The organism is Acidovorax sp. GW821-FHT10E04, assembly GCF_059415185.1.
In genome coordinates this window covers 112,733-134,118 of the sequence record NZ_JBWKMT010000005.1, presented here as the reverse complement: position 1 = coordinate 134,118, position 21,386 = coordinate 112,733, and the positions used below count along the sequence as shown (strand labels likewise).

19 protein-coding genes and 2 pseudogenes are annotated in these 21,386 nt (G+C 59.5%); 11 read left to right on the top strand and 10 right to left on the bottom strand.

The features are described from left to right. Nucleotides 1-34 precede the first annotated feature (34 nt). The 3 genes from AC07OC_RS16915 to AC07OC_RS16905 all read right to left on the bottom strand — a co-directional run bounded on the left by AC07OC_RS16915 (nt 35) and on the right by AC07OC_RS16905 (nt 3,866). On the bottom strand, nt 35-1,231 hold the full coding sequence (locus AC07OC_RS16915) for an ABC transporter substrate-binding protein (protein ID WP_218339808.1): 1,197 nt from the start codon (nt 1,229-1,231) through the stop codon (nt 35-37). Nucleotides 1,232-1,304: 73 nt separating this feature from the next. Further along, entirely contained in the window at nt 1,305-2,081 is a 777-nt protein-coding gene (locus AC07OC_RS16910; RefSeq protein WP_255591053.1) for an SDR family NAD(P)-dependent oxidoreductase, read from the bottom strand. A 27-nt stretch (nt 2,082-2,108) separates the two neighbouring features. Next, nucleotides 2,109-3,866: an FAD-dependent oxidoreductase gene (locus AC07OC_RS16905; RefSeq protein WP_218339809.1), complete on the bottom strand. Its 1,758-nt coding sequence runs from the start codon at nt 3,864-3,866 to the stop codon at nt 2,109-2,111. A gap of 149 nt (nt 3,867-4,015) precedes the next feature. On the opposite strand from AC07OC_RS16905, the gene AC07OC_RS16900 reads away from it, so the two are divergent. Beyond that, a complete protein-coding gene (locus AC07OC_RS16900; protein ID WP_218339810.1) occupies nt 4,016-4,819 on the top strand; it encodes an IclR family transcriptional regulator in 804 nt (267 codons plus the stop codon). Between the two features lie 159 nt (nt 4,820-4,978). After that, nucleotides 4,979-5,809, top strand: coding sequence for an IclR family transcriptional regulator (locus AC07OC_RS16895; protein ID WP_218296328.1), 831 nt, complete (start codon nt 4,979-4,981; stop codon nt 5,807-5,809). Nucleotides 5,810-5,849: 40 nt separating this feature from the next. Here the strand turns inward: AC07OC_RS16895 and AC07OC_RS16890 are convergent, their stop codons facing one another. Next, nucleotides 5,850-6,416 carry an IclR family transcriptional regulator gene (locus AC07OC_RS16890; RefSeq protein ID WP_255594795.1) on the bottom strand — a complete coding sequence of 189 codons (567 nt, stop codon included), beginning with the start codon at nt 6,414-6,416 and terminating at the stop codon, nt 5,850-5,852. Nucleotides 6,417-6,455: 39 nt separating this feature from the next. Further along, a pseudogene (locus AC07OC_RS16885) lies at nt 6,456-6,674 on the bottom strand (helix-turn-helix domain-containing protein); the annotation flags it as partial. Nucleotides 6,675-6,857: 183 nt separating this feature from the next. Between AC07OC_RS16885 and AC07OC_RS16880 the strand changes: the two are divergent. The 6 genes from AC07OC_RS16880 (at nt 6,858) to AC07OC_RS16855 (ending at nt 12,417) form a co-directional block, all read left to right on the top strand. Then, nucleotides 6,858-8,048, top strand: a complete 1,191-nt coding sequence (locus tag AC07OC_RS16880) for an ABC transporter substrate-binding protein (RefSeq protein ID WP_218296220.1) — start codon at nt 6,858-6,860, stop codon at nt 8,046-8,048. Nucleotides 8,049-8,159: 111 nt separating this feature from the next. Further along, the gene (locus tag AC07OC_RS16875; protein WP_218339812.1) at nt 8,160-9,872 is read left to right on the top strand and encodes an FAD-dependent oxidoreductase; all 1,713 of its coding nucleotides are present in this window, start codon (nt 8,160-8,162) and stop codon (nt 9,870-9,872) included. A 1-nt stretch (nt 9,873) separates the two neighbouring features. After that, nucleotides 9,874-10,080, top strand: coding sequence for a DUF2783 domain-containing protein (locus AC07OC_RS16870; RefSeq protein ID WP_218296222.1), 207 nt, complete (start codon nt 9,874-9,876; stop codon nt 10,078-10,080). Between the two features lie 399 nt (nt 10,081-10,479). Beyond that, complete coding sequence (locus AC07OC_RS16865) at nt 10,480-10,773, top strand: transposase (protein ID WP_255591054.1); 294 nt, start codon at nt 10,480-10,482, stop codon at nt 10,771-10,773. 42 nt (nt 10,774-10,815) lie between these two features. After that, nucleotides 10,816-11,625 carry an IS3 family transposase gene (locus tag AC07OC_RS16860; protein ID WP_370627783.1) on the top strand — a complete coding sequence of 270 codons (810 nt, stop codon included), beginning with the start codon at nt 10,816-10,818 and terminating at the stop codon, nt 11,623-11,625. A gap of 240 nt (nt 11,626-11,865) precedes the next feature. Further along, the gene (locus AC07OC_RS16855; protein WP_218339813.1) at nt 11,866-12,417 is read left to right on the top strand and encodes a hypothetical protein; all 552 of its coding nucleotides are present in this window, start codon (nt 11,866-11,868) and stop codon (nt 12,415-12,417) included. A 9-nt stretch (nt 12,418-12,426) separates the two neighbouring features. Here the strand turns inward: AC07OC_RS16855 and AC07OC_RS16850 are convergent, their stop codons facing one another. The 3 genes from AC07OC_RS16850 to AC07OC_RS16840 all read right to left on the bottom strand — a co-directional run bounded on the left by AC07OC_RS16850 (nt 12,427) and on the right by AC07OC_RS16840 (nt 16,096). After that, nucleotides 12,427-13,476, bottom strand: coding sequence for a hypothetical protein (locus AC07OC_RS16850; RefSeq protein ID WP_218339814.1), 1,050 nt, complete (start codon nt 13,474-13,476; stop codon nt 12,427-12,429). A gap of 362 nt (nt 13,477-13,838) precedes the next feature. Continuing rightward, entirely contained in the window at nt 13,839-15,470 is a 1,632-nt protein-coding gene (locus AC07OC_RS16845; protein ID WP_218339815.1) for an AMP-binding protein, read from the bottom strand. A 5-nt stretch (nt 15,471-15,475) separates the two neighbouring features. Further along, the gene (locus AC07OC_RS16840) at nt 15,476-16,096 is read right to left on the bottom strand and encodes a TetR/AcrR family transcriptional regulator (protein ID WP_494601768.1); all 621 of its coding nucleotides are present in this window, start codon (nt 16,094-16,096) and stop codon (nt 15,476-15,478) included. Between the two features lie 108 nt (nt 16,097-16,204). Here AC07OC_RS16840 and AC07OC_RS16835 point away from each other — a divergent pair, with 108 nt between their 5' ends. Both AC07OC_RS16835 and AC07OC_RS16830 read left to right on the top strand, forming a co-directional pair. Next, nucleotides 16,205-17,104 (top strand): crotonase/enoyl-CoA hydratase family protein, encoded by a 900-nt coding sequence (locus AC07OC_RS16835; RefSeq protein WP_218339817.1) that lies wholly within the window; start codon nt 16,205-16,207, stop codon nt 17,102-17,104. Nucleotides 17,105-17,495: 391 nt separating this feature from the next. Then, on the top strand, nt 17,496-18,956 hold the full coding sequence (locus tag AC07OC_RS16830; RefSeq protein WP_494601766.1) for an alpha/beta hydrolase family protein: 1,461 nt from the start codon (nt 17,496-17,498) through the stop codon (nt 18,954-18,956). A 25-nt stretch (nt 18,957-18,981) separates the two neighbouring features. On the opposite strand, the pseudogene AC07OC_RS16825 reads toward AC07OC_RS16830, so the two are convergent. Next, a pseudogene (locus AC07OC_RS16825) lies at nt 18,982-19,185 on the bottom strand (IS21 family transposase); the annotation flags it as partial. A 338-nt stretch (nt 19,186-19,523) separates the two neighbouring features. Between AC07OC_RS16825 and AC07OC_RS16820 the strand changes: the two are divergent. Further along, nucleotides 19,524-19,805, top strand: coding sequence for an integrase core domain-containing protein (locus tag AC07OC_RS16820; protein ID WP_218339819.1), 282 nt, complete (start codon nt 19,524-19,526; stop codon nt 19,803-19,805). Nucleotides 19,806-19,896: 91 nt separating this feature from the next. On the opposite strand, the gene AC07OC_RS16815 is transcribed toward AC07OC_RS16820, so the two are convergent. Further along, nucleotides 19,897-21,357, bottom strand: coding sequence for an NAD-dependent succinate-semialdehyde dehydrogenase (locus AC07OC_RS16815; RefSeq protein WP_218339820.1), 1,461 nt, complete (start codon nt 21,355-21,357; stop codon nt 19,897-19,899). Between the last annotated feature and the right edge of the window lie 29 nt (nt 21,358-21,386).

Genomic DNA, 21,386 nt, shown 5'->3' with positions numbered 1-21,386 from the left:
GACTGCTTCGCGCAGTCCAGACAAGCGTTGCGCGTTATTGCTTGAAGTCCGCGCTGCTCAGCGAGTTCACGATCGGATCCGCATAGGGCATCAGCTTGCCGTCCTTCCAGCGAATCCAGACCAGGTCTTTGGCTGTCAGAGCCTCATGGTTGGCCTTGCTGAACGGCTTGTCATAAGTCTTGAGTACGCCTTGAACCGGTGCTTTCAGATCTTCCAGCGCGACACGTACAGCCGAGCCATCAAAGCTGTTGGCTTGCTTGGCAGCCGCAGCGTAGAGCTGCACCGAGTCGTAGCCATGCAATGCAAAGGAGAACGAGCCGGGCGCCTTGAGTTTGGCCCCGATGCGATCAAACAGCTTCTGCTGGGAAGGTGTACGCGTCTCGCTCACCGTGCGCATGAAGATTGGCTTCTCGGCAAGCGCCTTGCCTGCCGCATCATAGAAAGTGATGTTGTCGGCAGCCCAGGAGGTCAGCACCAAGGGGAAGTAATTTGTCTTCTCCATGCTGCGAACAAGCTGCGCGATGGGCGTCCCCTGAGCCCAGACCACCACAGTGTCCACGTTCGCGGACTTCATCTTGCTCAGCTGAGACGTCATATCGGTATCGCCCACACCGAAGCGCTCAGTCGCTGCAATCTTGATATCTTGCAGCTTCGCGATTTCCTCCATGTCCTTGAGACCGCCCTGGCCATAGCCCGTGGTTTCCGCCATCAGACCGATTACTTTTGACTGGCCCGCATTCTTTTTCACGTAGGCCATCAAGGCCGCTACTTGCTCACGATCCACCATCGAGACTCGGAACATATAGTTGTCCGCACCAGGACTCATGGGCTTGGTGATATCGGTGCCCGAGCCCACGTTACCGATCACAGGGATCTTCTTTTGGTTGGCGATGTGCTTCCAGGCCATCGCATTGCCAGAGTTGGTCGGACCAAAGACCGCAGAGACCTTCTCGCTGTCGATCAATTCGCTCATGTTCTGGATCGACTTTGGAGGCGCAGAGGTATCGTCCCGCGTAACCAGCGTCAGCTTCTTGCCCAGAACGCCGCCTGCAGCGTTGATGTCGGCGATTGCGGCCTCCATGCCCAGAACCGCTGCCTGCCCACTTTGCGCCGATGGGGATGCGGACAAATCTCCGTTGTATCCAAGCTTGATGTCTTGCGCGCTTGCGGTGGCAGCAGCGACAACGCCGGCTGCCAGGATGGCTCGCTTGAAGAGCTTAGGAATACTCATGGCTGTCTCCTTTTTGGAATGGTGAACTCGGTGAGTTCTGGGTTGGAAATCTGGATGGAAACGACTCAAGGACTCAGGAGGCGAGAAACCCGCCATCCACAGGAAGCGTGACCCCCGTCACATAGGAGGCCATGCCGGATGCCAGGAAAACCACGGGACCGACCAATTCTTCGGGCTGGCCGACGCGTGCCATGGGCGTGCGCAGCATGAATTTGTCGAGTCGCTCAGGAGCCTCCCGTGTGTAGGAAGTCATCGGAGTTTCGATGACTCCGGGAGCGATTGCGTTCACCCGAACTCCGTCCTTGGCAAGCTCGACGGCGAGGGCTTGCGTCATGAGTTTGACGGCGCCCTTGGATGGTGAATAGCCCACCACGTTGGGGATTCCAGTGCTCGAGGCAATAGACCCCACATTGATGATCACTCCCCTGGTCTGCTTCAGCGCATTCAGCCATGCATGCGATGGAAGGAAGGATCCCATCACGTTGACATTCAGAGTGCGCTCGAGGTTGGACGCCACCTGGGGGCTGTCCAGCCCCTCGCGAATGATGATGCCCGCGTTATTGACCAGGATGTCGATATTGCCGATTTCAGTGGCCACAGTTTTTGCCAAGGCTTGGCAAGCATCATTGGAGGTCACGTCCAACTTGTACGCGATTGCATCACTGCCAGCGGCCCTGATTTCTGCGGCAACAAGCTTGGCGTTCTCTTCGTTCAAGTCCGTCACGACGACCCGAGCCCCTGCCTTTGCAAGGCCCTTGGCGATAGCCCTGCCATTGCCTTGTCCTGCGCCGGTCACAAGCGCGATGCGTCCATGGAGGACCTTGGGCGCCATGAGTTCAGAGATTTCCATTGCGGTCTTTCTTGGTATGTATTCGATCTATGCTGTTTGGGGTTGCAGGCGCCCAGCAGAGGTCCGATTCGGACTGGCTGTCGGTTCACTTGTTTTCCTTGCGAGCGTCTGACCGACGACATAGCCAAAAGTGAGCGCTGGACCGAGGGTGATGCCTGCGCCTGGATAGTTGCCGCCCATGATGCTGGCGGCGTCATTGCCAACTGCATACAAGCCCTTGACTGGCTGCCGGTCCTTCGAAAGGACTTGGCAGGACTCATCGGTTGCCAGCCCTGCGAACGTCCCGATTTCACCCACAACTATCTTGATGGCATAGAACGGACCTCTATGGATCGGGGCCATGCAGGGGTTGGGCTTGACCAGCGAGTCGCCCTGATACCGGTTATAGGCGGTGCTTCCCTTGGCAAACTTTGTGTCCACTCCAGACGCGGCATCCCGATTGAAGGCTTCGACCTCTTCTTGGAGGGCGGCGGCTGGAACGCCGATGAGGCTCGCCAGTTCCTGAAGGCTGCTGCCTCGCTTCAAATAGCCACTTTGGAGATGCTTGCCAATGGGCAGAGGGAATGGAGCTACCGCCCCCAACCCATATTCGCGCAGGTGCTCGTGATCACAGACGAGCCAGCAGGTCACTTCGGCGGACCCTTTGCAAGCTTTCACGAGGTCCTGAATGAAGTCGTGATAAGACATCGCCTCGTTGGTAAATCGCCGCCCCTTTGAAGTCACGGCGATCACACCGGGCTTCGCGCGATCGATGAAGTGCGGCATAACTCCCTGGGTGCCATCCTTGCGTTGGACCACCGAGGTTGGACACCAGGCGGCCGCATTCGGGATGGTGGGATCGACCCAGCCCCCTACGGATTCGCCGAGGCGCAACCCGTCACCGGTGTTCAGCGCAGGGGACGGAGTGAAGTGCTCTCGGCCGGTTGGCGCATGTGGGAACAACTGCTTGCGACGCTCGATGTCGTAGGGAAAGCCACCACAGGCAAGAACGACGCCTCTGCGCACTCGAACTTCCACTGACTTGCCGTCCCGCACCACAGTTGCACCCACGACCGCATCGCCTTCCACGATGAGTTTTTTGACCGGAGCATTCAGCCACACGGGGATGTTCAGGTCCATGCCGGCCTTGGCCAGCCGACCGGCCAGTGCATTGCCGTTGGTCAGCGTCATCCCACGGCCGTACCTGACAACATCCATGAGATGTCCGCCGAAGCGCTTGGCAACATACAAGAATGACTCGAGCGACTTGAAGGCACGCAAGAAGTGCCACAGCTCCTTACCTGATCCAAGCATCATCCCGAAAACCGTCAACTCGGGCACGGGGGGGGCGAGTTTTGAAACATAGGCTCCGAGTTCACGGGCATCGAATGGGCGGGTCACCATGGAGCGGCCACCTGGCTGGCCGCCGGGGGCCTCTGCGTGATAGTCCGGAAACACTGGCGGCATGTCGAATTGCACGCACGTTTTTTCCGTGAAGAAATCAATGGCCTTTGGCCCGTTCTCGATAAAGGCGTCTACGCGCGCGGGATCGAAATGCGTAGTGGTTTCGTGCTGCAGGTATGCCCGTGCCGCCCCTGGGGGTTCGCTGATGCCTTGCTCCCTGGCGAGCTTTGTCCCGGGAATCCACAACCAGCCACCAGACCGGGCCGTGGTGCCCCCATAGACAGGCGCCTTGTCGACAACCAGTACCTTCAACCCCTCGTACGCAGCCGTCACGGCCGCGGACATGCCGGACGCTCCAGTTCCAACTACCAAAACGTCATAGCTCGTTTCCAGCTCACTCATGGTCATCACTCCTTGGACGTAGGGGCCGCTTTCAGCGACCCAATGACGTTAGTATGGTGCTAATGCATTTTTTATAGACTAATGGTTTACCCCAATCAAATGCAATTGAATGGATCAGATACCATGCATCGACTACGGGGACATCTGTGATGGAAGAAATTGACGTGGCCCCAGACAAGGCGCGCCGAGGCATTCAAGCCATAGAGGCTGGTGGGCAGCTGCTTCTTGCGCTGGAGGCCCACGGGCACCCTCTTCCCCTCAAGAAGCTTGCCTGGGCTGCCAACATGGCTCCGGGAAAGGCACACCCCTACTTGGTGAGCCTCTCAAAACTCGGTCTGGTGACTCAAGACGCCTCAACCGGCCACTACTGGCTCGGTCGTACCGCCATGGAACTGGGTCTCCTGACGCTTCGCACCGTCAATCCCTTGCGCGAAGCCGCACCGCTTGCGGAACTGCTCGCGCAAGAAACAGGGCACAGCGTTGCACTGTCTGTTTGGGGAAATCAAGGGCCGACAGTGGTATCGCTTTTCGATGCGACCTATCCCCTTCATACCAACATGCGTGTGGGGACGGTGATGTCTCTTGCCGGAACAGCAACGGGGCGCTTGTTCGTGGCCTATCTACCTCGACAACTCATAGAAGAGTCACTGCTGGAGGATGACCGTCGACTGGGCCCAGATATCGCAAAAACCGTTGGGCCGAGCGAACTGCAAGATATGCTCAGCTTGGTGCACGAACATGGACTCTCACGTTCCGTGGATATGCCTACCGTGGGGGTCAGCTCGTTTGCAGCCCCGGTTTTCGACTATTCGGGCAATGTTGTGATGGCGGTCACACTCCTGGGGCGTACCCGGTCATTTGACACAGCCTGGAGCGGAAACCAGGCAAAGGCGGCAAGAGCATGCGGCTCAGCGATCTCCACGCGCCTCGGGAGCCTCCGGCGCGGCGCCTGAGTGCAGAGCAAAAAAATGAACAGACGGAAACAAAAGCCCCATGGCTCCCGATTCAGCGCCGTATTGCGCCTGGTCACAGACATCCTAATGCATAAGCACTAGACTAAAAATTCATCTATGGCAAACGAGACCGCCAAATTTAACTCCAAGGACAAGACCATGGGCGCACTTGATGAAGACGGCAATGAAGGTGGTTCCGAGAAGGAGCGCCGAGGAATTCAGTCTATTGAAGCCGGCGGTCAGTTGCTTCTCGCACTGGGTGCGCAAGGTCGCCCGTTGCCGTTGAGAGAACTGGCGCGAGCTGCCGACATGGCTCCAGGAAAGGCGCACCCCTATCTCGTGAGCTTTGCCAAGTTGGGGCTTGTGACCCAGGAAGCCTCGACGGGTTTCTATTGGCTAGGCCCCACGGCAATGCAACTAGGCCTTGTGACCCTCCGCATGCTCAATCCAGTACGCGAAGCCACTCCCTTCGCCGAGCAGCTGGCGCGGGAAACTGGGCACAGCGTCGGATTGTCCGTCTGGGGAAATCAAGGCCCGACGATGGTCTTCCTCTTTGACGCCATCTATCCGCTGCACACCAACATCCGTACTGGAACGGTAATGTCCCTTGCCGGTACTGCGACTGGTCGATTGTTCGCCGCATACCTTCCCGCGAAACTGATCGAAGAGTCGTTGCTGGAAGACGAGCGGCGCTTAGGGCCGGACATTGCGAAACCCGTCGACACGGAAGAACTGCAGAGAATGTTGATCGAGGTGCGCAAGCATGGGGTATCGCGCTCGGTCAACAACCCCACCCCTGGTGTTTGCTCCTTTGCCGCGCCCGTCTTTGACTATTCAGGCAACATCGTCCTGGGCGTCACGCTCATGGGGCGCTCAAGGTCTTTTGACACGGACTGGAATGGCACCCAAGCCACAGCCGTGCGCGCATGCGGCCAAGAGGTATCCAAACGCCTAGGCGGACCTTCAAGAGCCTCTCTGGATCCGCGCTGACATCCATTGGCCGGGATGGCCTGCCGCTGGCGAGGTTCACCTACGCCTTCCTGAATCCGAGCCTCTGCGAGATAGCGAGGGCACAAGTGCGCAGGGCCACGGCCATCGGACCATTCCAATCAGGGTCAAAGGTACCCGTAGGGCCCATCATCGTGATAGTCAGGGCAATCGCGCCGGAGTAGTCAAAGACTGGTGCCGAGAACGAAACAATCCCCGGCGTTGGATGATTCACCCCTCGCGACATTCCCCGCGCCCTCACCTCCTCGATCAGATCCTCAACCGCCTTGCCATCAAGCGGATGGGCAATGTCAGGGCCCAAACGGATGTAGTCATCCTGAAGCATCCGGTCGATCAATGGCCTTTGCAAATAAGCTGAATACACCCTGCCGGTTGCTGTATTGGCCAGCGACATCACCGTTCCGGTACGGATGTTGGTGTTGATCGGGTACGCGGCGTCGATCAGGCGAACGATGACGGGCCCGAGGTTTCCCCAGACCGCGATCGCAACCGTGTGCCCGGTTTCAGCAGCCAACGCCTCCGCCATGGGCGTCGCTTCGCGAATGGGATTGAGAGTCTGCAGCCCGGTGAGCCCCAATTGGATCGCCATAGGTCCCAGCAAGTACTGACCAGTTACGGGGTCCTGTGCCACGAGCCCGATCTTCCCAAAGCTCACCAAGTAGGGATGGATCTTCCCGGAAGGCATGCTGACAGCCTTGGTCAGGTCCCTGAGGGCCATAGGCCTTGGCTCAGAAGCCAACACCCTCAGTATTTCCCCCCCCACCTCTATTGACTGGATTCCACGGCGCTCACGGCCACTAGGGTGCGACGGACTCAAATCGTCATCTTGCGGGGCAGTCAGTTTCATAGGGCGAAATCATAGGCCCAATCAGATAAGCAGGTGAAATTCAACAATGACTAACGCACTTGCATAGGGTAAATACTAGTTATAGTTTAGCGAGCTAGATAAATACTAGCGACTGACAGCGCGGAGTGCGTGACTCACATCCGCCAACTCGCCGCATCCGCCCTTTTTCACTCGGAGACAAACATGAGAAACCTTCTGACAGCACGTCGACTGGCCCTTGCGGCAGTTGCATTCGTTTCACTGGCAGCCGCAGCGCAAGACATCAAGCTGGGGTTCAACGGTGACCTGTCTGCCTCGCCATCTGCACAAAGCGGGGCGGCAGGCGTGCTCGGAATTCGCGCCGCTATTGACGACATCAACGCTGCAGGGGGCGTGCTTGGCCGCAAGCTCACACTGGTGATCCGTGACGATCAATCCCAGCCACCCAAATCGATCCAGAACATGAGCGAGTTGATCGACAACGAGAAGGTGGTAGCCGTGCTTGGCCCCACCAACTCTGGGAACGCGATGGCCTGGAAACACATTCCCAATCAGAAAAAAGTTGTCTCCATGGGCATGATCGGCGGCGGAACCGACATCACCAAACCGATGAGCCCGGGTGCTGAAAACTACATGTTCCGCGTCTCCATCGTTGACAGGGAGCAGGTGGTGGGTTTGATGGCCTATGCGAAAAAAGCGGGAGCCAAGAAGCTCGGCCTGGTGGCGGAGACCACGGGTTATGGCCAAGGTGGGCTCAAGGACATGACCGAGATCGCAAAGCTGCAAGGCCTGGATGTCGTTGCCACGGAGAGATTCGCTGTTGGTGACACAGATATGACCTCACAGCTGAGCAAACTCAAAGCAGCAGGTGTGGACACGCTCGTGGTTTGGGCTCAGGGAACGCCCACTGGCCAGCTAGTCCGCAGCATGGAGAAGGTCAACTATTTCCCGAATGTCCTGTCATCCTGGGCCGCAGACAACATCACGTTTTATGACGCGGCGGGCCAAGCCTTGGCCGAAAAGCCAATTTTCATGCGCACCATGGTTGATGCCGTCGCCCCCAAGCAGAAGGCCCTCTTTGAGCGCACCAAGGACAAATTGGCCGCAGCAAGTGCATTTCCGTTCGTCGCCCATGGATACGACGCAACGCTGCTGCTGGTAGCCGCCATCAAGCAAGCGGGCTCCACCGACGGAGCAAAGATGCGCGAGGCACTGGAAAACCTGCAAGCGCCGATCGATGGCATCAAGAAGACTTATGAACGCCCCTTCTCGCCGACAAGTCATGAAGCACTGACCGCTAGCGACTTCGCTTTCGTCAAATGGACAGGGGGCAAGCTCACTCAGGTGAACGATGCAACGACCAAGTTGCTGCAATCGCCTGATTTCAAGCGCTAGATGCCGTCGCAGGCCCCATCGGCAGCTGCTTTGCTGGGGCCTCCGCCTTCGATTGGCTTATCGCGCCTAGGCGCGATGCCACTGGAATTCAGTCCCCCGCAGAAGCACCCAATGAACATCCTCGAACTTCGGCCCGACATGTCAGGGCATGAGATACAGGCACTCAAGTTTGCCTACGAGCCTTCGCCCGACCAGCGCAATGAGCATCCTACGCACCACCCTGTCGTTGTCATCGGCGCTGGGCCAGTGGGTCTCAGCCTCGCCATAGACCTCGCTCAACGCGGACAGAACGTCCTGCTGCTGGACAACGATGATCGGCTGTCGAACGGATCGCGCGCCATCTGCTTTGCCAAGCGCACACTGGAAATTTGGGATCGATTGGGCGTGGGCGACGCCTGCGTCGACAAGGGCGTCTCGTGGAATGTGGGCAGGCTGTTCCGCGGTAGCGAGCAGGTATACCAATTCGACCTGCTGCCGGAACAGGGCCACGAACGCCCCGCCTTTATCAATCTTCAACAGTACTACGCAGAAGCGTACCTGCTGCAACGAGCAACCGCGCTTCCCAATTTGGAAATCCGCTGGAAGAACGCTGTGGTCGCCTTGGATCAGATAGAGGGCGAAAACGGAAAAGTCATTGTGGGAGTCGATACGCCATATGGCCCGTATCAAGCGACTTCCGACTATGTCGTCGCGTGTGATGGTGGACGGTCCAGCATTCGCGCGCTCATGGGTCTTGAGAGCAAGGGGCAGGTATTCCAAGACCGGTTCCTGATCGCCGATGTCAAGATGACTGCGGACTTCCCCGCCGAACGCTGGTTCTGGTTTGACCCACCTTTCCATCCGAACCAGAGCGTCCTTCTACATCGCCAACCCGACAACGTCTGGCGAATCGATTTCCAGCTCGGGTGGGATGCAGATCCAGACGAAGAGAAGAGGTTGGAGCGAATCACTCCGCGCATCAACGCAATGATGCGTCAGGCGCTTGGCCGAGAAGTCCCCTTCGAACTGGAATGGGCGAGCGTTTACACGTTTGTTTGTCTACGCATGGAGCGCTTTCGTCATGGCAGAGTGATATTTGCAGGAGACAGCGCCCACGGAGTTTCGCCGTTCGGAGCCCGCGGCGCGAACTCTGGCATTCAGGATGCGGAGAATCTCGCCTGGAAACTGGACGCTGTCCTCAAAGGGAAAGCGACAGCGCTGGCGGCTGAGGCCCTCCTGGACAGCTACGGCACCGAACGTGAATACGCCGCAGACGAGAACCTGCTGAACTCAACCCGCGCCACCGACTTCATCACCCCCAAAAGCGAAATCAGCAAGCAGTTTCGCGATGCGACCCTTGATCTCGCAACCGAATTTCCATTCGCGCGTCAACTGGTCAACAGCGGGAGACTGTCTGTTCCGGCTACTTTGGAGACCTCGCCTCTGAACACTCCAGACAGCGAGAAATTCGACTCGCCGATCCGTCCGGGTGCCCCTGCCGCAGATGCCCCGATAACCCATGCAGGAAAGACAGAATGGTTTCTGCGGCAATTGGGTCAAGACTTCACATTGGTGGTCTATTCGAATGAAATACCTGCCGACCTTGCTCAAACTGAAGTTGACAAGGTACTGGTGGTGACCGGAGTGACATCACTGCAGGACGGTCCAGGTCTCAGGGTGATCTGCGACAACGAAGGTCTGTTCGCCCGCCGCTACGACGCGCGCCCCGGCAACGCATGGTTGATGCGCCCCGACCAGCATGTATGCGCGCGCTGGCGTGCACCTCGAGCCGCAGACGTCGGGGCCGCATTGTTGCGAGCTCTCGGAAGCCCCATCCAGGACTGATATGAATCTCATCACGACACCGAACTTCGAAGCCGCGGACGAATTCTATGAAAGCTTGATAGAGACGCATCGCGAGCTCGACCTGACGCAGAGCCACGAACTAAACATAAAGCTCGTGCTATTGCTCGCTAACCATGTAGGAAAGCGTGATGTATTGTCGGCCGCACTGACCGCGGCGCGACGCAACACCTGCGCTGAAAAACCATAGGCCAGCGCGATGCGGGGGAAATGGGGTGAAGGTGACCTGCACCGGCCAGGATGGTTGAGGAACTGTTCATCAGCGAGCCCGCGCCGGTCGCCATGCGGGGTTGTCCACAACGAGCTACCGGGAACCGCCCAAGGTGACCGAGGCAGCTGCCTGGCTGAGCGCGCGCATCGTCGAGCTGGTCTACCAGCGCCGGCGCTTATTCTGGGTAATTAAAGTCGTAAACCCAGGCCCAGCATCCATGCGGCCCAGCGCACTGCTCAGCCAACTGTCCGTCAATCGAAAGTCGTAAACTCCTCATGGTGCACTGCGGCAACAACTCAAGTACGGCTCGCGGCGGTTGGGCTGCTGCCGGTTTCGATGACACCTTGTTAAGGTGGAAGATGAAACTGGAGGTGGCAGATGGTCACAAGAAGGAAGTTCAGCCGAGAGTTCAAGCTTGAGGCGGTGAAATTGGTCAAAGAGCGCGGGGTGTCGGTTCCCCAAGCGGCCAAAGATTTGGACGTTCACGAGAACGTTTTGCGCAAGTGGGTACGGGAACTGCGCGAGGAGCCGCAAGAGGCGTTTCCCGGCAACGGCAAGCAAAAGGTCCAGGAAGCCGAGATAGCGCGGTTGCGCAAGGAGGTGGCCAAGCTCAAGATGGAGCGTGACATCTTGAAAAAAGCCGCGGCCTACTTCGCGAAGGAGTCGATGTGAAGTTCGGCTTCGTGGCGAAACACCGAGGGGCCTGGCCAATCAATCAGATGTGCGAGGCGCTCGGTGTCGCGTGGTGGCTTCTATGCCTGGCTGGTGCGCCCCAGGAGCCAGAGGAGTCTCAGCGACGAGGTGCTGGGTGTCCAAGTGCGTCAGAGCTTTGTGCTCGGCGACCGCACCTACGGTGCAAGGCGTGTGTGGCGTGATGTGCTGGAGCTGGGCGAGAACTGCGGGCTGCATCGCATCGAGCGATTGATGCGTGAGCAAGCGCTGCGCGCCAGGCCCAGGCGACGCGGACTGCCCAGGGACCGGGGCGAACGCTGTGCGGCGGCCGACAACGTGCTGGACCGTCAATTCCAGGCGGACGCACCGAACCAGAAGTGGGTGGCGGACTTTACCTATATCTGGACAGCCGAGGGCTGGTTATACGTGGCGGCGGTGCTGGACCTTTACTCGAGGCGCATCGTGGGCTGGTCGATGCAACAGAGCATGACCTCGCAACTGGTGGTCGATGCGCTGATGATGGCCGTGTGGCGGCGGGGTAGGCCCGTGGCACTGCTGCATCACTCGGATCAAGGCAGCCAATACACCAGCACCCACTTCCAGCAACTGTTCAAGGAGCAAGGTATCACCTGCAGCATGAGCCGCGCTGGCGAGGTGTGGGACAACTCGGCCATGGAAAGCTTCTTCAGTTCGCTCAAGACCGAGCGCATAGCCAGGAAGGTTTACCGGACTCGGGAACAGGCTCGTTCGGATGTGTTCGATTACATCGAGCGTTTCTACAACCCCATGCGCCGTCATTCAACACTGGGGTATGTCAGTCCTATACAGTTCGAGGAAGCTCAAAAAGCTTAAGCCGGTGTCAACCGAACCGGCAGCAGCCCATATCTTCCAACCCTCCAAGAGGGCGACCTCGTCTTGATCCGAAAGTCCACAAGAGACCTCGTTTACCCATGGAGAAAGGACTGCTCGCACGTTCCTGCTCACAAACAGAAGGATGCGAAAGAAAAATCCGAGTGCGACTGGCACTCCTCGTATAACCCTGGGACCGGCCACTTTGCACCGAGCAACTCTGCCCCAAATCTGACGAACTATATGGTCTTCACATTCGTCAAGAACATGCCGGGCCCAAACCTATCGCCCAACACGACCACGGAACAGTTGCTCGAGAGAATCAGGTCATCAAACTCCACAAACATTACGGAATCGCTGGGAGACTACGTAAAAGCGAAGCAGAAAGATGCAGCCTGGGATCAGGCACAACGAAAAGTTGGGCAACTTGCTGAGCGAAACACCAGCACCTTCTATCGAGAGTTCGTTGCGAGGGATATCGCGTTTACGGCACAGTGCATCATGCTTCATCGTTCTGCACAAGCTGTAGACAAGAACGCGGTGGATGCGGCAAGGACATACTGCCGCTCCAGCGAGACATTTAACGATCAATTCGCACCTTCGGACTATGAGACCCTTGCACGCAGGCTCGGCGACGTTTGCGAAAGTGGAAGCAAGCCGGTAAAGGATCTGGGCTCTGTTATTTCAAGAACAGCGCTACTTGGAACCGCCTCGGTCGACTACTCCAAGCTCGCCGGGACAATGCCTGCGAACGTCGACACTGCCGCTACCAAGATTGCTGCGTGTGGACTCTGAGGAGATGCATCAAGGATATAGGGGGCCAATCTTGGCTCCTCGGTACCCGATGCCGACGGCTTCAGTACCTCTACGCAGCATCACATCAGCCTGGAAAACGCCAGGAAATCCCTTTGGAGAGTTATTCCCCACGGATCGTTGCGCACGTAGCAACCCTAGGGCGAGCAGATCCAAAGCTTCATCGTCGAAGAGTTCAGGATGACTCTCGGCCGCCTCTTTCCACATTTGCACGCTTCGACGCAGATCCTTTAATGAGTATAGATTTTTGTGCTTGGCGGTTGGTGACGAGAATCTCTCACAGTTCGTGGTCCACTCCTCCAGCTTTGCGAGGACACTCGCAGCGTCTGGATGAGATTTTCGAAATGCAGCTACATGCTGCACCCAAACATCAGCGAAGCCGCCGTTGTAGATGACTACGTCGTAGAAGTTTGTGAAGAGCTTTAGTGAGACTGGTTTCTTTGGATCCTTCTCGGCTTGCCATGCCTTTGCCAGACGCCAGGCTGAATCGAGACTCTCTGCTGTAAGTTTCTGCTGCACTGCCACGATTTCCGGGCTCGCAAGCCACTCTGAAAGAGCACTTCTGACGGAGCGCCGCACACCTTTTTCGAGCGAATCACCTTCACGCGGCACAAGCCAGGAATTGATGATCTCCTCCCGGCGGCTCTTGTCGGTCTTGAGTGCAACAAGATCATCCCTTATCGCCGATGGCGCCCTATTCAGCATGTCCTGAGAGATCAATGGAAAGAACATGCTGTAGAGACTGCCACTTCCATGATTCCATTGGCTTATTCCCACCGACAGTTTGTCCGTCGACGAAACCTTTTCATAGCCCTTCGCTGAACCCGTCTCGAATTTCGAAACAATAGCTTGTGCTGCTGCAGCTAGATTCCCAGGGGCATGATCATTCGCGTATGCAACGAGGTTGGGCTGATACTCTGGGGGCGTCAACTGCTGTCGTTTGCCTTCAGGCGTGAGCCCCGGACATGCTGAAGTGGCAGCAATAGAGCTTGAACCAAAACCGGTGAGAACAAAAAAAGTCAGCACTGATAGCGATCGCATTTCACCCTCTCTTCGTGTCGTTGAAGCTAAGAAAGGGTAGTTCTCATCGAACTAAGGCGCAAGCAAACGATTGCCAAAACTAGGAGCCCGGGAAGTTGAGGTTAACTTCAGATTGGCAGCAGTCGAACGCAGGCTACAAACGGAGTTGCCCCACCTCGATGGACCGGTAGGGGTTGGATTCTCAAACCGTTTCGGACATTGTCTACTCATGCACCAATGGATTGATCTTCAATGTTGGATGTCTGCTTCTTGGCCGATAGAGCTCGTTCGACGGCCAAGTCTGGAAGACGGCAACCGCTGCAAGGCAGGCCACAGTCACCCCTTGCCATTCTTCTCCAGCTCGCACTTCACGACCTGAACCACTACTGCAGAGGCGCTATCAACCCTTCACGCGCCTGCTGGATCAGTTGGAACTTCTGCACCTTCCCAGACCCCGTGAGCGGAAACGCCGTACTTGCAAAATAGCGCGAAGGTGCCTTCTGTGGTGTGAGCGTTTGTCTGCAAAAGTCGCGCAGCTCCGTCGCGGTAGGTGCGTTCTCCGGAGTGCGGAACCGCAATGCGGCACAGACCACCTCGCCCCAATGCGAATCGGGTAACCCGAACACCGCCGCATCCACCACTTCGGGGTGTTCCAGAAGCCGGGCCTCCACCTCTACAGGATAGATGTTCTCTCCACCACGAATGATCATGTCCTTGAGGCGCCCGGTAATGCGCACGTATCCTCGGTCATCCATCACCCCGAGATCCCCGGTACGCAACCAACCGTCCTGGGTGAATGCCTGGGCTGTAGCCTCAGGCATGTTGTAGTAACCAAGCATCGTCTGGTAACCCTTTGCTTGCACTTCGCCGCCTACGCCAATCATCACAGCAGAGCTGCTTACCGGGTCTGCGATCCTCACCTCAACATTCCAAAGGGGGCGCCCAGCTGTTTCTGCCTTGTCGGCAGGGGCATCGTGCGGCGCCGTCTGGAAGATGATGGGACTGGCCTCAGTCTGGCCATAGACCGACAGCAGATCGCAGCCAAGACCAGCCTGGACACGCCGCAGCAATTCTGGAGGTACAGGGGCACCACCTGAATTGGCAAAGCGCAAGCTCGACAGATCGTATTGATCCCGCTTGGGATGCTCCAGCAGAGCAATGAGCATGGTGGGCACGCCGTACAAGACGGTGGCCTTTTCGCGCTCGATAGCCGCCAACACCGTCTCGGTATCAAAGAACTGCGGCAAAACCAGTGTGGCGCCACTGGCCATGCTGCCCAGCACGCTCATCACCGAACCCGCCGTGTGGAACAAGGGCATGGGGCTGATCAGCACGCCATCGCCCAGTTCCAACCGTGCGGTGACATAGCTGGCATTCGTCAGCAGCCCCATGTGGTGCAACAGTGCGCCCTTGGGCTGCCCAGTCGTACCGGACGTGTACTGCAGTTGCGCGGGAGCTCGCGGATCCACTTTGGGAAGCTCACCGGTTTGAGGCCCACCGCGAACCTCCCCCCAGCGGCTCAGGCTGAACACTTCCTTGACTTCTTCAGCCACCTGCAATGCAACCGCTGCCATGTCCGTGCCGCGGAAAGCGTCCACATGGATCAGCGCCACCGATCGTGACTGCTTGAGCACATAGCGCAACTCCTCGGCCCGCAGGGCGGGATTCGCAGTGACCAAAACCATGCCTGCCAAGGCAGCACCGTATTGCAGGATGACCCACTCAGGTACGTTGGGGGCCCATACGCAAATGTGGTCTCCAGGTGCAAAGCGACCGAGCAGCCAGCGAGCGCATCGCTCGGAATCTGCGAGCAGCTCAGCATAGGTCCATCGCCTGTCTGTGCGATCCGCACCAGTCAGCGAAGGGAGGCCTTCTGGCACCACCTCGACCAGTGCGCAACGATCAGGGTGGCGTAACGCCGCCAGGCGCAGCGCATCACCCGCAGTCAGATTGAGGACTGGCCGGGATGTGTCGGCCGGCCAGTAGGAAACGGAGGGGTCAGGCAGTCTCGGCATTGTTTTTACTTCCAGTGTTCAAGGAGGATCTGGGTGGCCCGCACCCAGTCGGAGATCATTTGCTGGCGGCGCACAGGGTTCCTGCGCAAAACGCCAGACAGAACGAATCCACGCAGAAATTCAGTGGTCATCGCAATCACGGCGTCGTGACCAGGCCGATCAGCTACTGGGGCAAACAGCGCGCGCAAAACGCGCTCGCTTGCTTTGCGGGCATCTCGCTCGACCTTCACCAGCGCCTCCCGCAGACCCTCGTCGGTGCGGGCCAACGCCCACAGCTCCAGTTCCGCCATGAACGGTGGCTGACCCATCATCAGTGCCAGGGACCGGATGGCGCGTTCGACAGCATCTGGGGCGTTGTGGAGCTTTTCCTGCAACTCGAACACGCTTTGCTCGTTGCGACGAACCAGATCGTCCACCGTGGCGGACAACAACTCGGCATGGGTGGGGAAGTGATGGAGCAGGGCTCCACGGCTCACACCGGCTTTCTTTTGCACCTCAAGGGTAGTGGTGCGGGCGGCTCCCTGCTCGATCAGTGACTGGACAGCGGCATCCAGGATGCGGTCACGTGTGGACCGCTCCGGTGGGATATCGCCTTTTGAGGTTTTGGATTTGATGATGGATTGCATAAGTGCGATCAATTAAACAGTCAGTGTTGACTGTATGTGTATTGCGTCTTACAGTCAACACTGACTGTTTTCAATCGATCAACGTTTTCCCTTAATCAAGGACAGACCATGCCCACTTTCAGCACTCTGCAAATCGAGAAAGACCCAAAGAACGCACGCATCGCTCGCCTGCTTCTTAACCGGCCTGAACGGCTCAATGCCATCAGCGACGAAATGCCCCGGGAGATCCGGGCGGCTGTGGAATGGGCCAATGCTGACGAAGAGGTCCATGTGATCGTGATCGAGGGCGCAGGCAAAGGCTTTTGTGGAGGCTACGACCTCGCGGGATACGCAGAACAGCACATCGAGCATCCCTGTCAGCAGGAGAAGTACCCCTGGGATCCCATGGTGGACTACGCCTACATGAAGCGAAACACAGAGGATTTCATGACGCTCTGGAAAAGCGCCAAGCCCACCATTGCCAAGGTCCACGGCGCAGCGGCCGCGGGGGGAAGTGACATTGCCCTGTGCTGCGATTTGCTGGTAATGGCGGAAGACGCCCGTATCGGCTACATGCCAACACGCGTTTGGGGCTGCCCCACTACTGCGATGTGGACCTTTCGCCTGGGCCCTATGCGGGCCAAGCAGATGATGTTCACCGGGGATCTCATCGATGGCAAGAAGGCTGCGGAATGGGGGCTTGCGACCATGGCCGTACCGGCGTCAGAGCTGGAAGGCACGGTAATGAAATTGGCCAACCGGATTGCAGGCGTGCCGCGCTCGCATTTGGCAATGCACAAGATGGTGGTGAACCAGGTCATGCTGAACACGGGCATCGAGCAGACCCAGATGATGGCCACGGTGTTCGATGGGATCACCCGGCACAACCCGGAGGGATTATGGTTCCGCCGCCATGCGCAAGAGCAGGGATTCAAGTCGGCAATCGAGTGGAGAGATAGTGGGCGGCCAATTCCCGAGGGAGATGAGGCAAGGGCGTTGATCCGCGAGATTGATGAAAAGGCGGAGTAGCGCACTACTCAGTCCACGCGACGACCATGTTCTGAAAACCAAGGTGTGCGTGGACTGTTTGTGAAACTACGGGAGTTTGCTGAGGATGGCATGACCGCGGAGCTAACCTTCAACGCGGTCTGTTTGAGGCTGGTAGCAGCCGATCAAGTCACGGGCATCCAGCGGCAGCTATCGACCCATTCCTCCCGGTCGCTGCATCTACAAAGCGGTCCTCCCTAGGCCGCTTGCATGTGCACATGTCCAGCGACGCGGCAGCAGCTCATGGGCCATGCATGCCTGGTATTGCTGGTGTTCGCGCTCGCTGATTGACCTTCACACCTGCGGCTGCCGGTGCCCATGCATCCCAAAGCGCCTTTGGCCGGCGTTAAGAAAGCCTGTACAAAATGGCTCCATGCGCCCACCACCTTCCGCCCGCACCGCACGCTCCTCTCCCTTGTTGACCGGCACAGCCAAGCCATACCGGGCGCGCACCGCCGGCCTGTTGCTGCTCTGTGCGCCGCTGCTGGCGCTGCTGGGTGCGCCGGCCACCGCGCAGCAACCCACACCGGCGTTGGAAGCACCCACGGCACCGGCAGCAGCCACAGCCTGGCCAGCCTACATGCCAGGCCTGAGCCCAGCCCTTTCGGAGAGTGCGGTGGCGGCCCAACTGCCCCCAGACGTGGTCATCACCCCGCCCAATGCCGCGCTGCCTGCGGGCAAGGCCCACTTCAGCGGCGTGTGGCAGGGCTCGGCCTGCATGGCGCGGGCTTGCGACATCCGCATCGCGGTCGAATCGGTCACCGCCACGGGCGCCACTGTGGTCTACGCCGGGGCGAACGAACAGCAGCCACAGGTAACGGACCGCACGCAGGCGAGCTTCGTCGGCAGGGAGTTGCACGCGCGGCTGCGCACCGGTGCGCGCCTGGTGATGCGCCTGCGCGAGGGCCCTGGCGAAAGTGGCGAGATGGAGATCGCCGCCTGGCGCCCCGAGACGCAACTGCTGCTGGCCGGCGTGCTAAGCAACCGTCCCATCGCGCCGCACTACACCCGCTCCGTTCAGCGCCTGCCCACACCCTGGGTCAGCGACGACGGTCGCGCCCAGACGCTGGAGGCAGTGGTCTACCGCCCCCTCGATGCCAAGGGTCCGCTCCCCACGGTGGTCTTCAACCACGGCTCCACCGGCGCTGGCAACCGGCCCGCGTGGTTCACCTTCACCTGGACCAGCCCAGAAGTGGCGCAGTACTTCACCTCCAAAGGCTGGCAGGTGGTGTTTCCCCAGCGGCGCGGGCGCGGCAAGTCCGACGGCCTGTACGACGAGGGCTTTGGCGCCACCCGCTCGGCCGGCTACTCATGCCAACCAGACCGCTCTTTGCCGGGCCTGGACAGGGCCATCACCGACCTGGACGTGGTGATGTCGCACCTGCAGCAGCGCCCCGACGTGGACAAGACCCGTCTATTGATCGGCGGCGTCTCGCGCGGGGGCATCCTCTCGGTGGCCTACGCGGGCACGCGGCCTGGCATGTTCCTAGGCGTCGTCAACTTCGTAGGCGGCTGGTTGGGCGAGGCCTGCAGGGAGGCCGGTGCCGCCGTCAACCGCACGGGCTTCGTGCGCGGCGCGGCCTTTGCCCGGCCCACGCTGTGGCTGTATGGCGAGCATGATTCGTACTACACGCTGGCCAGCAGCCGCGCCAGCTTTGAGGCGTTTCGCGCCGCAGGCGGGCAAGGCCGCATGGTGGACTATGCGCCGCCGCAGGGGCAAGACGGGCATGGCATCCACCAGTACCCCGCGCTCTGGCAGGCCGACCTGGACCGCTACTTGGCGCAGGTGCTGCCGCCCGCGACACCCGTGCCCTTCACGCCCCGCTCGCAATGAGTCCATGCCCCCCAAACTGCCAGTTGAGCCAGCCCGAGAGCTTCGATGCGAAGGGATCGAGCTTGGAAGGACCGACCCGCTTGGCGTAGTGCGGCTCGGCCTCGCCTGCGCGCCGGTACTTGCGGATGGTGTTGCGCGAGAGGCCCGTGCGGCGGGCGATCGCCCTGATGGACAGCTGCTCTCGCAGGGCCCAGCGCTTGATGACACTCAGTGTTGCCACGTCTATCACTCCTGGTCTCCTGCCGTTCAGCAAAGCAGCAGGTTAGGGTTAGTACGTGGGTCAGGTTTGGATGGAAATTCCGGGGGTTAGTGGGTCACTTCTGCGTGGAAATCAACACTCGCTTGAATGACCGCTGTCAGACGGCCATTTGATTAGTCGCTACACCCGCTTTGGGTCGGCAGCACCTATTCGCGATCGTCGAAACCGGACCTTTGTGGCGTTGCCCTGATTCTGCCGGGCGAAAACGACAGCTACCCACCAGATATCCGCCGTCCGATTGAACAAAGTACAGGCGCGGCCAATGACCGCTTTGGGTTGGTCACCGTGCTGTGGAAGCGCGTCAGTGAATGAGCAACCGCTGCAGAACCGACCTCCAGCGTGGCAGCTTCAGGCTGGCAACTGACACCCAACCTGGACAGCCAACGCTGAATGCCTATGTCGGCTGGTTCAACAAGGCCTACCGCAACGAGGTGCTGGACTGCCAGGTCTCCGATTCTTTGCTGGAAGCGAGTGAAATGACGGCAGACTGGTTACACCGCTACGACCACCATCGACCTCGTGAAGCCCTCGGCCAAATACCCATGATTGAGTCCGTTTCGAACTGCCCTCCAACCTCAAATCCTGATTGACTCAGGACTAGGGGGACTTCATGCGTACAAAATAAAAGCTGCAATGGTGAGGTGCACTATGGCGAGTGCATTTCCTGGGCCCTCGTCCGGGTCATATCCCCCCCATGCACAGGTACTTGGTGTCCACGTATTCCTCGATGCCATGCATCGAGCCCTCGCGCCCCATGCCCGACTGCTTGACGCCGCCGAACGGGGCCACCGCCGTGGAGATCACACCCGCATTGATGCCCACCATGCCGTATTGCAGCGCGCCGCTCACGCGCCAGACCCGCCCCACATCGCGCGAGTAGAAGTAGGCGGCCAGGCCAAACTCGGTGTCGTTGGCCATCTGGACCGCCTCGGCCTCGGTCTTGAAACGGAACAGCGGCGCCACCGGGCCGAAGATCTCCTCGCGCGCCATGCGCATGTCCGGGGTGATGTCCGCCAAGATGGTGGGCTCGTAGAACGTGCCGCCCAGCGCATGGCGCTTTCCGCCCGTCACCACACGGCCCCCCCGGGCCTTGGCGTCGGCCACCAGTTCCTCCACCTTGGCCAGCGAGGCCGCGTCGATCAGCGGGCCTTGCTCCACCCCCTCCTCCAGGCCATTGCCCACCTTCAGCGCGGCCACGGCATGGGCCAGCTTCTCGGTAAAGGCGTCGTACACGCCGTCCTGCACCAGCAGGCGGTTGGCGCACACGCAGGTCTGCCCCGTGTTGCGGTATTTGGAGGCCATGGCGCCCTGCACGGCGGCGTCCAGGTCCGCGTCGTCGAACACGATGAAGGGCGCATTGCCGCCCAGCTCCAGCGACATCTTCTTGAGCGTGGGCGCGCATTGCGCGGCCAGCACACGGCCGATTTCGGTCGAGCCCGTGAACGTGAGCTTGCGCACCACGGGGCTGGCCGTGAGCTCGGCGCCTATGGGCCGCGCATCGCCGGTGATGACGCTGAACACCCCCGCCGGCACACCGGCCCGCACCGCCAGCTCGGCCATGGCCAGCGCCGACAGCGGCGTCTGCGTGGCGGGCTTGACGATGATGGTGCAGCCCGCCGCCAGCGCCGGCGCCACCTTGCGCGTGATCATGGCGGCCGGGAAGTTCCAGGGCGTGATGGCCGCGCACACGCCCACCGGCTCGCGCGTCACGACGATGCGCTTGTCCTGCCAGGGCGAGGGGATCATCTCGCCATAGATGCGGCGAGCTTCCTCGGCAAACCATTCGATGTAGGACGCGGCGTAGGCGATCTCGCCCCGGGCTTCGGCCAGGGGCTTGCCCTGCTCGCTGGTCATGATCAGGGCCAGGTCCTCCTGGTGTTGCAGCATGAGTTCGAACCAGCGGCGCAGGATGCGCGCGCGGTCTTCGGCCGTACGGGCCTTCCAGGGGCCAAACGCCCGGTCGGCAGCCGCGATGGCGGCCCGGGTTTGCGCGGCGCCTGCGTTCGGGATGGTGCCGATCCGCGCGCCATTGGCGGGGTTGTTCACGGGGAGCGTGGCCCCGCTGTCGGCGTCGACCCACTGGCCGTCGATGTAGCAGCGGGCCTTGAGCAGGCCGGGGTCCTGGAGTGCAAGTGTGTGCATGGCGTAGTCGTGGGGTGGCTGTGGTGTAT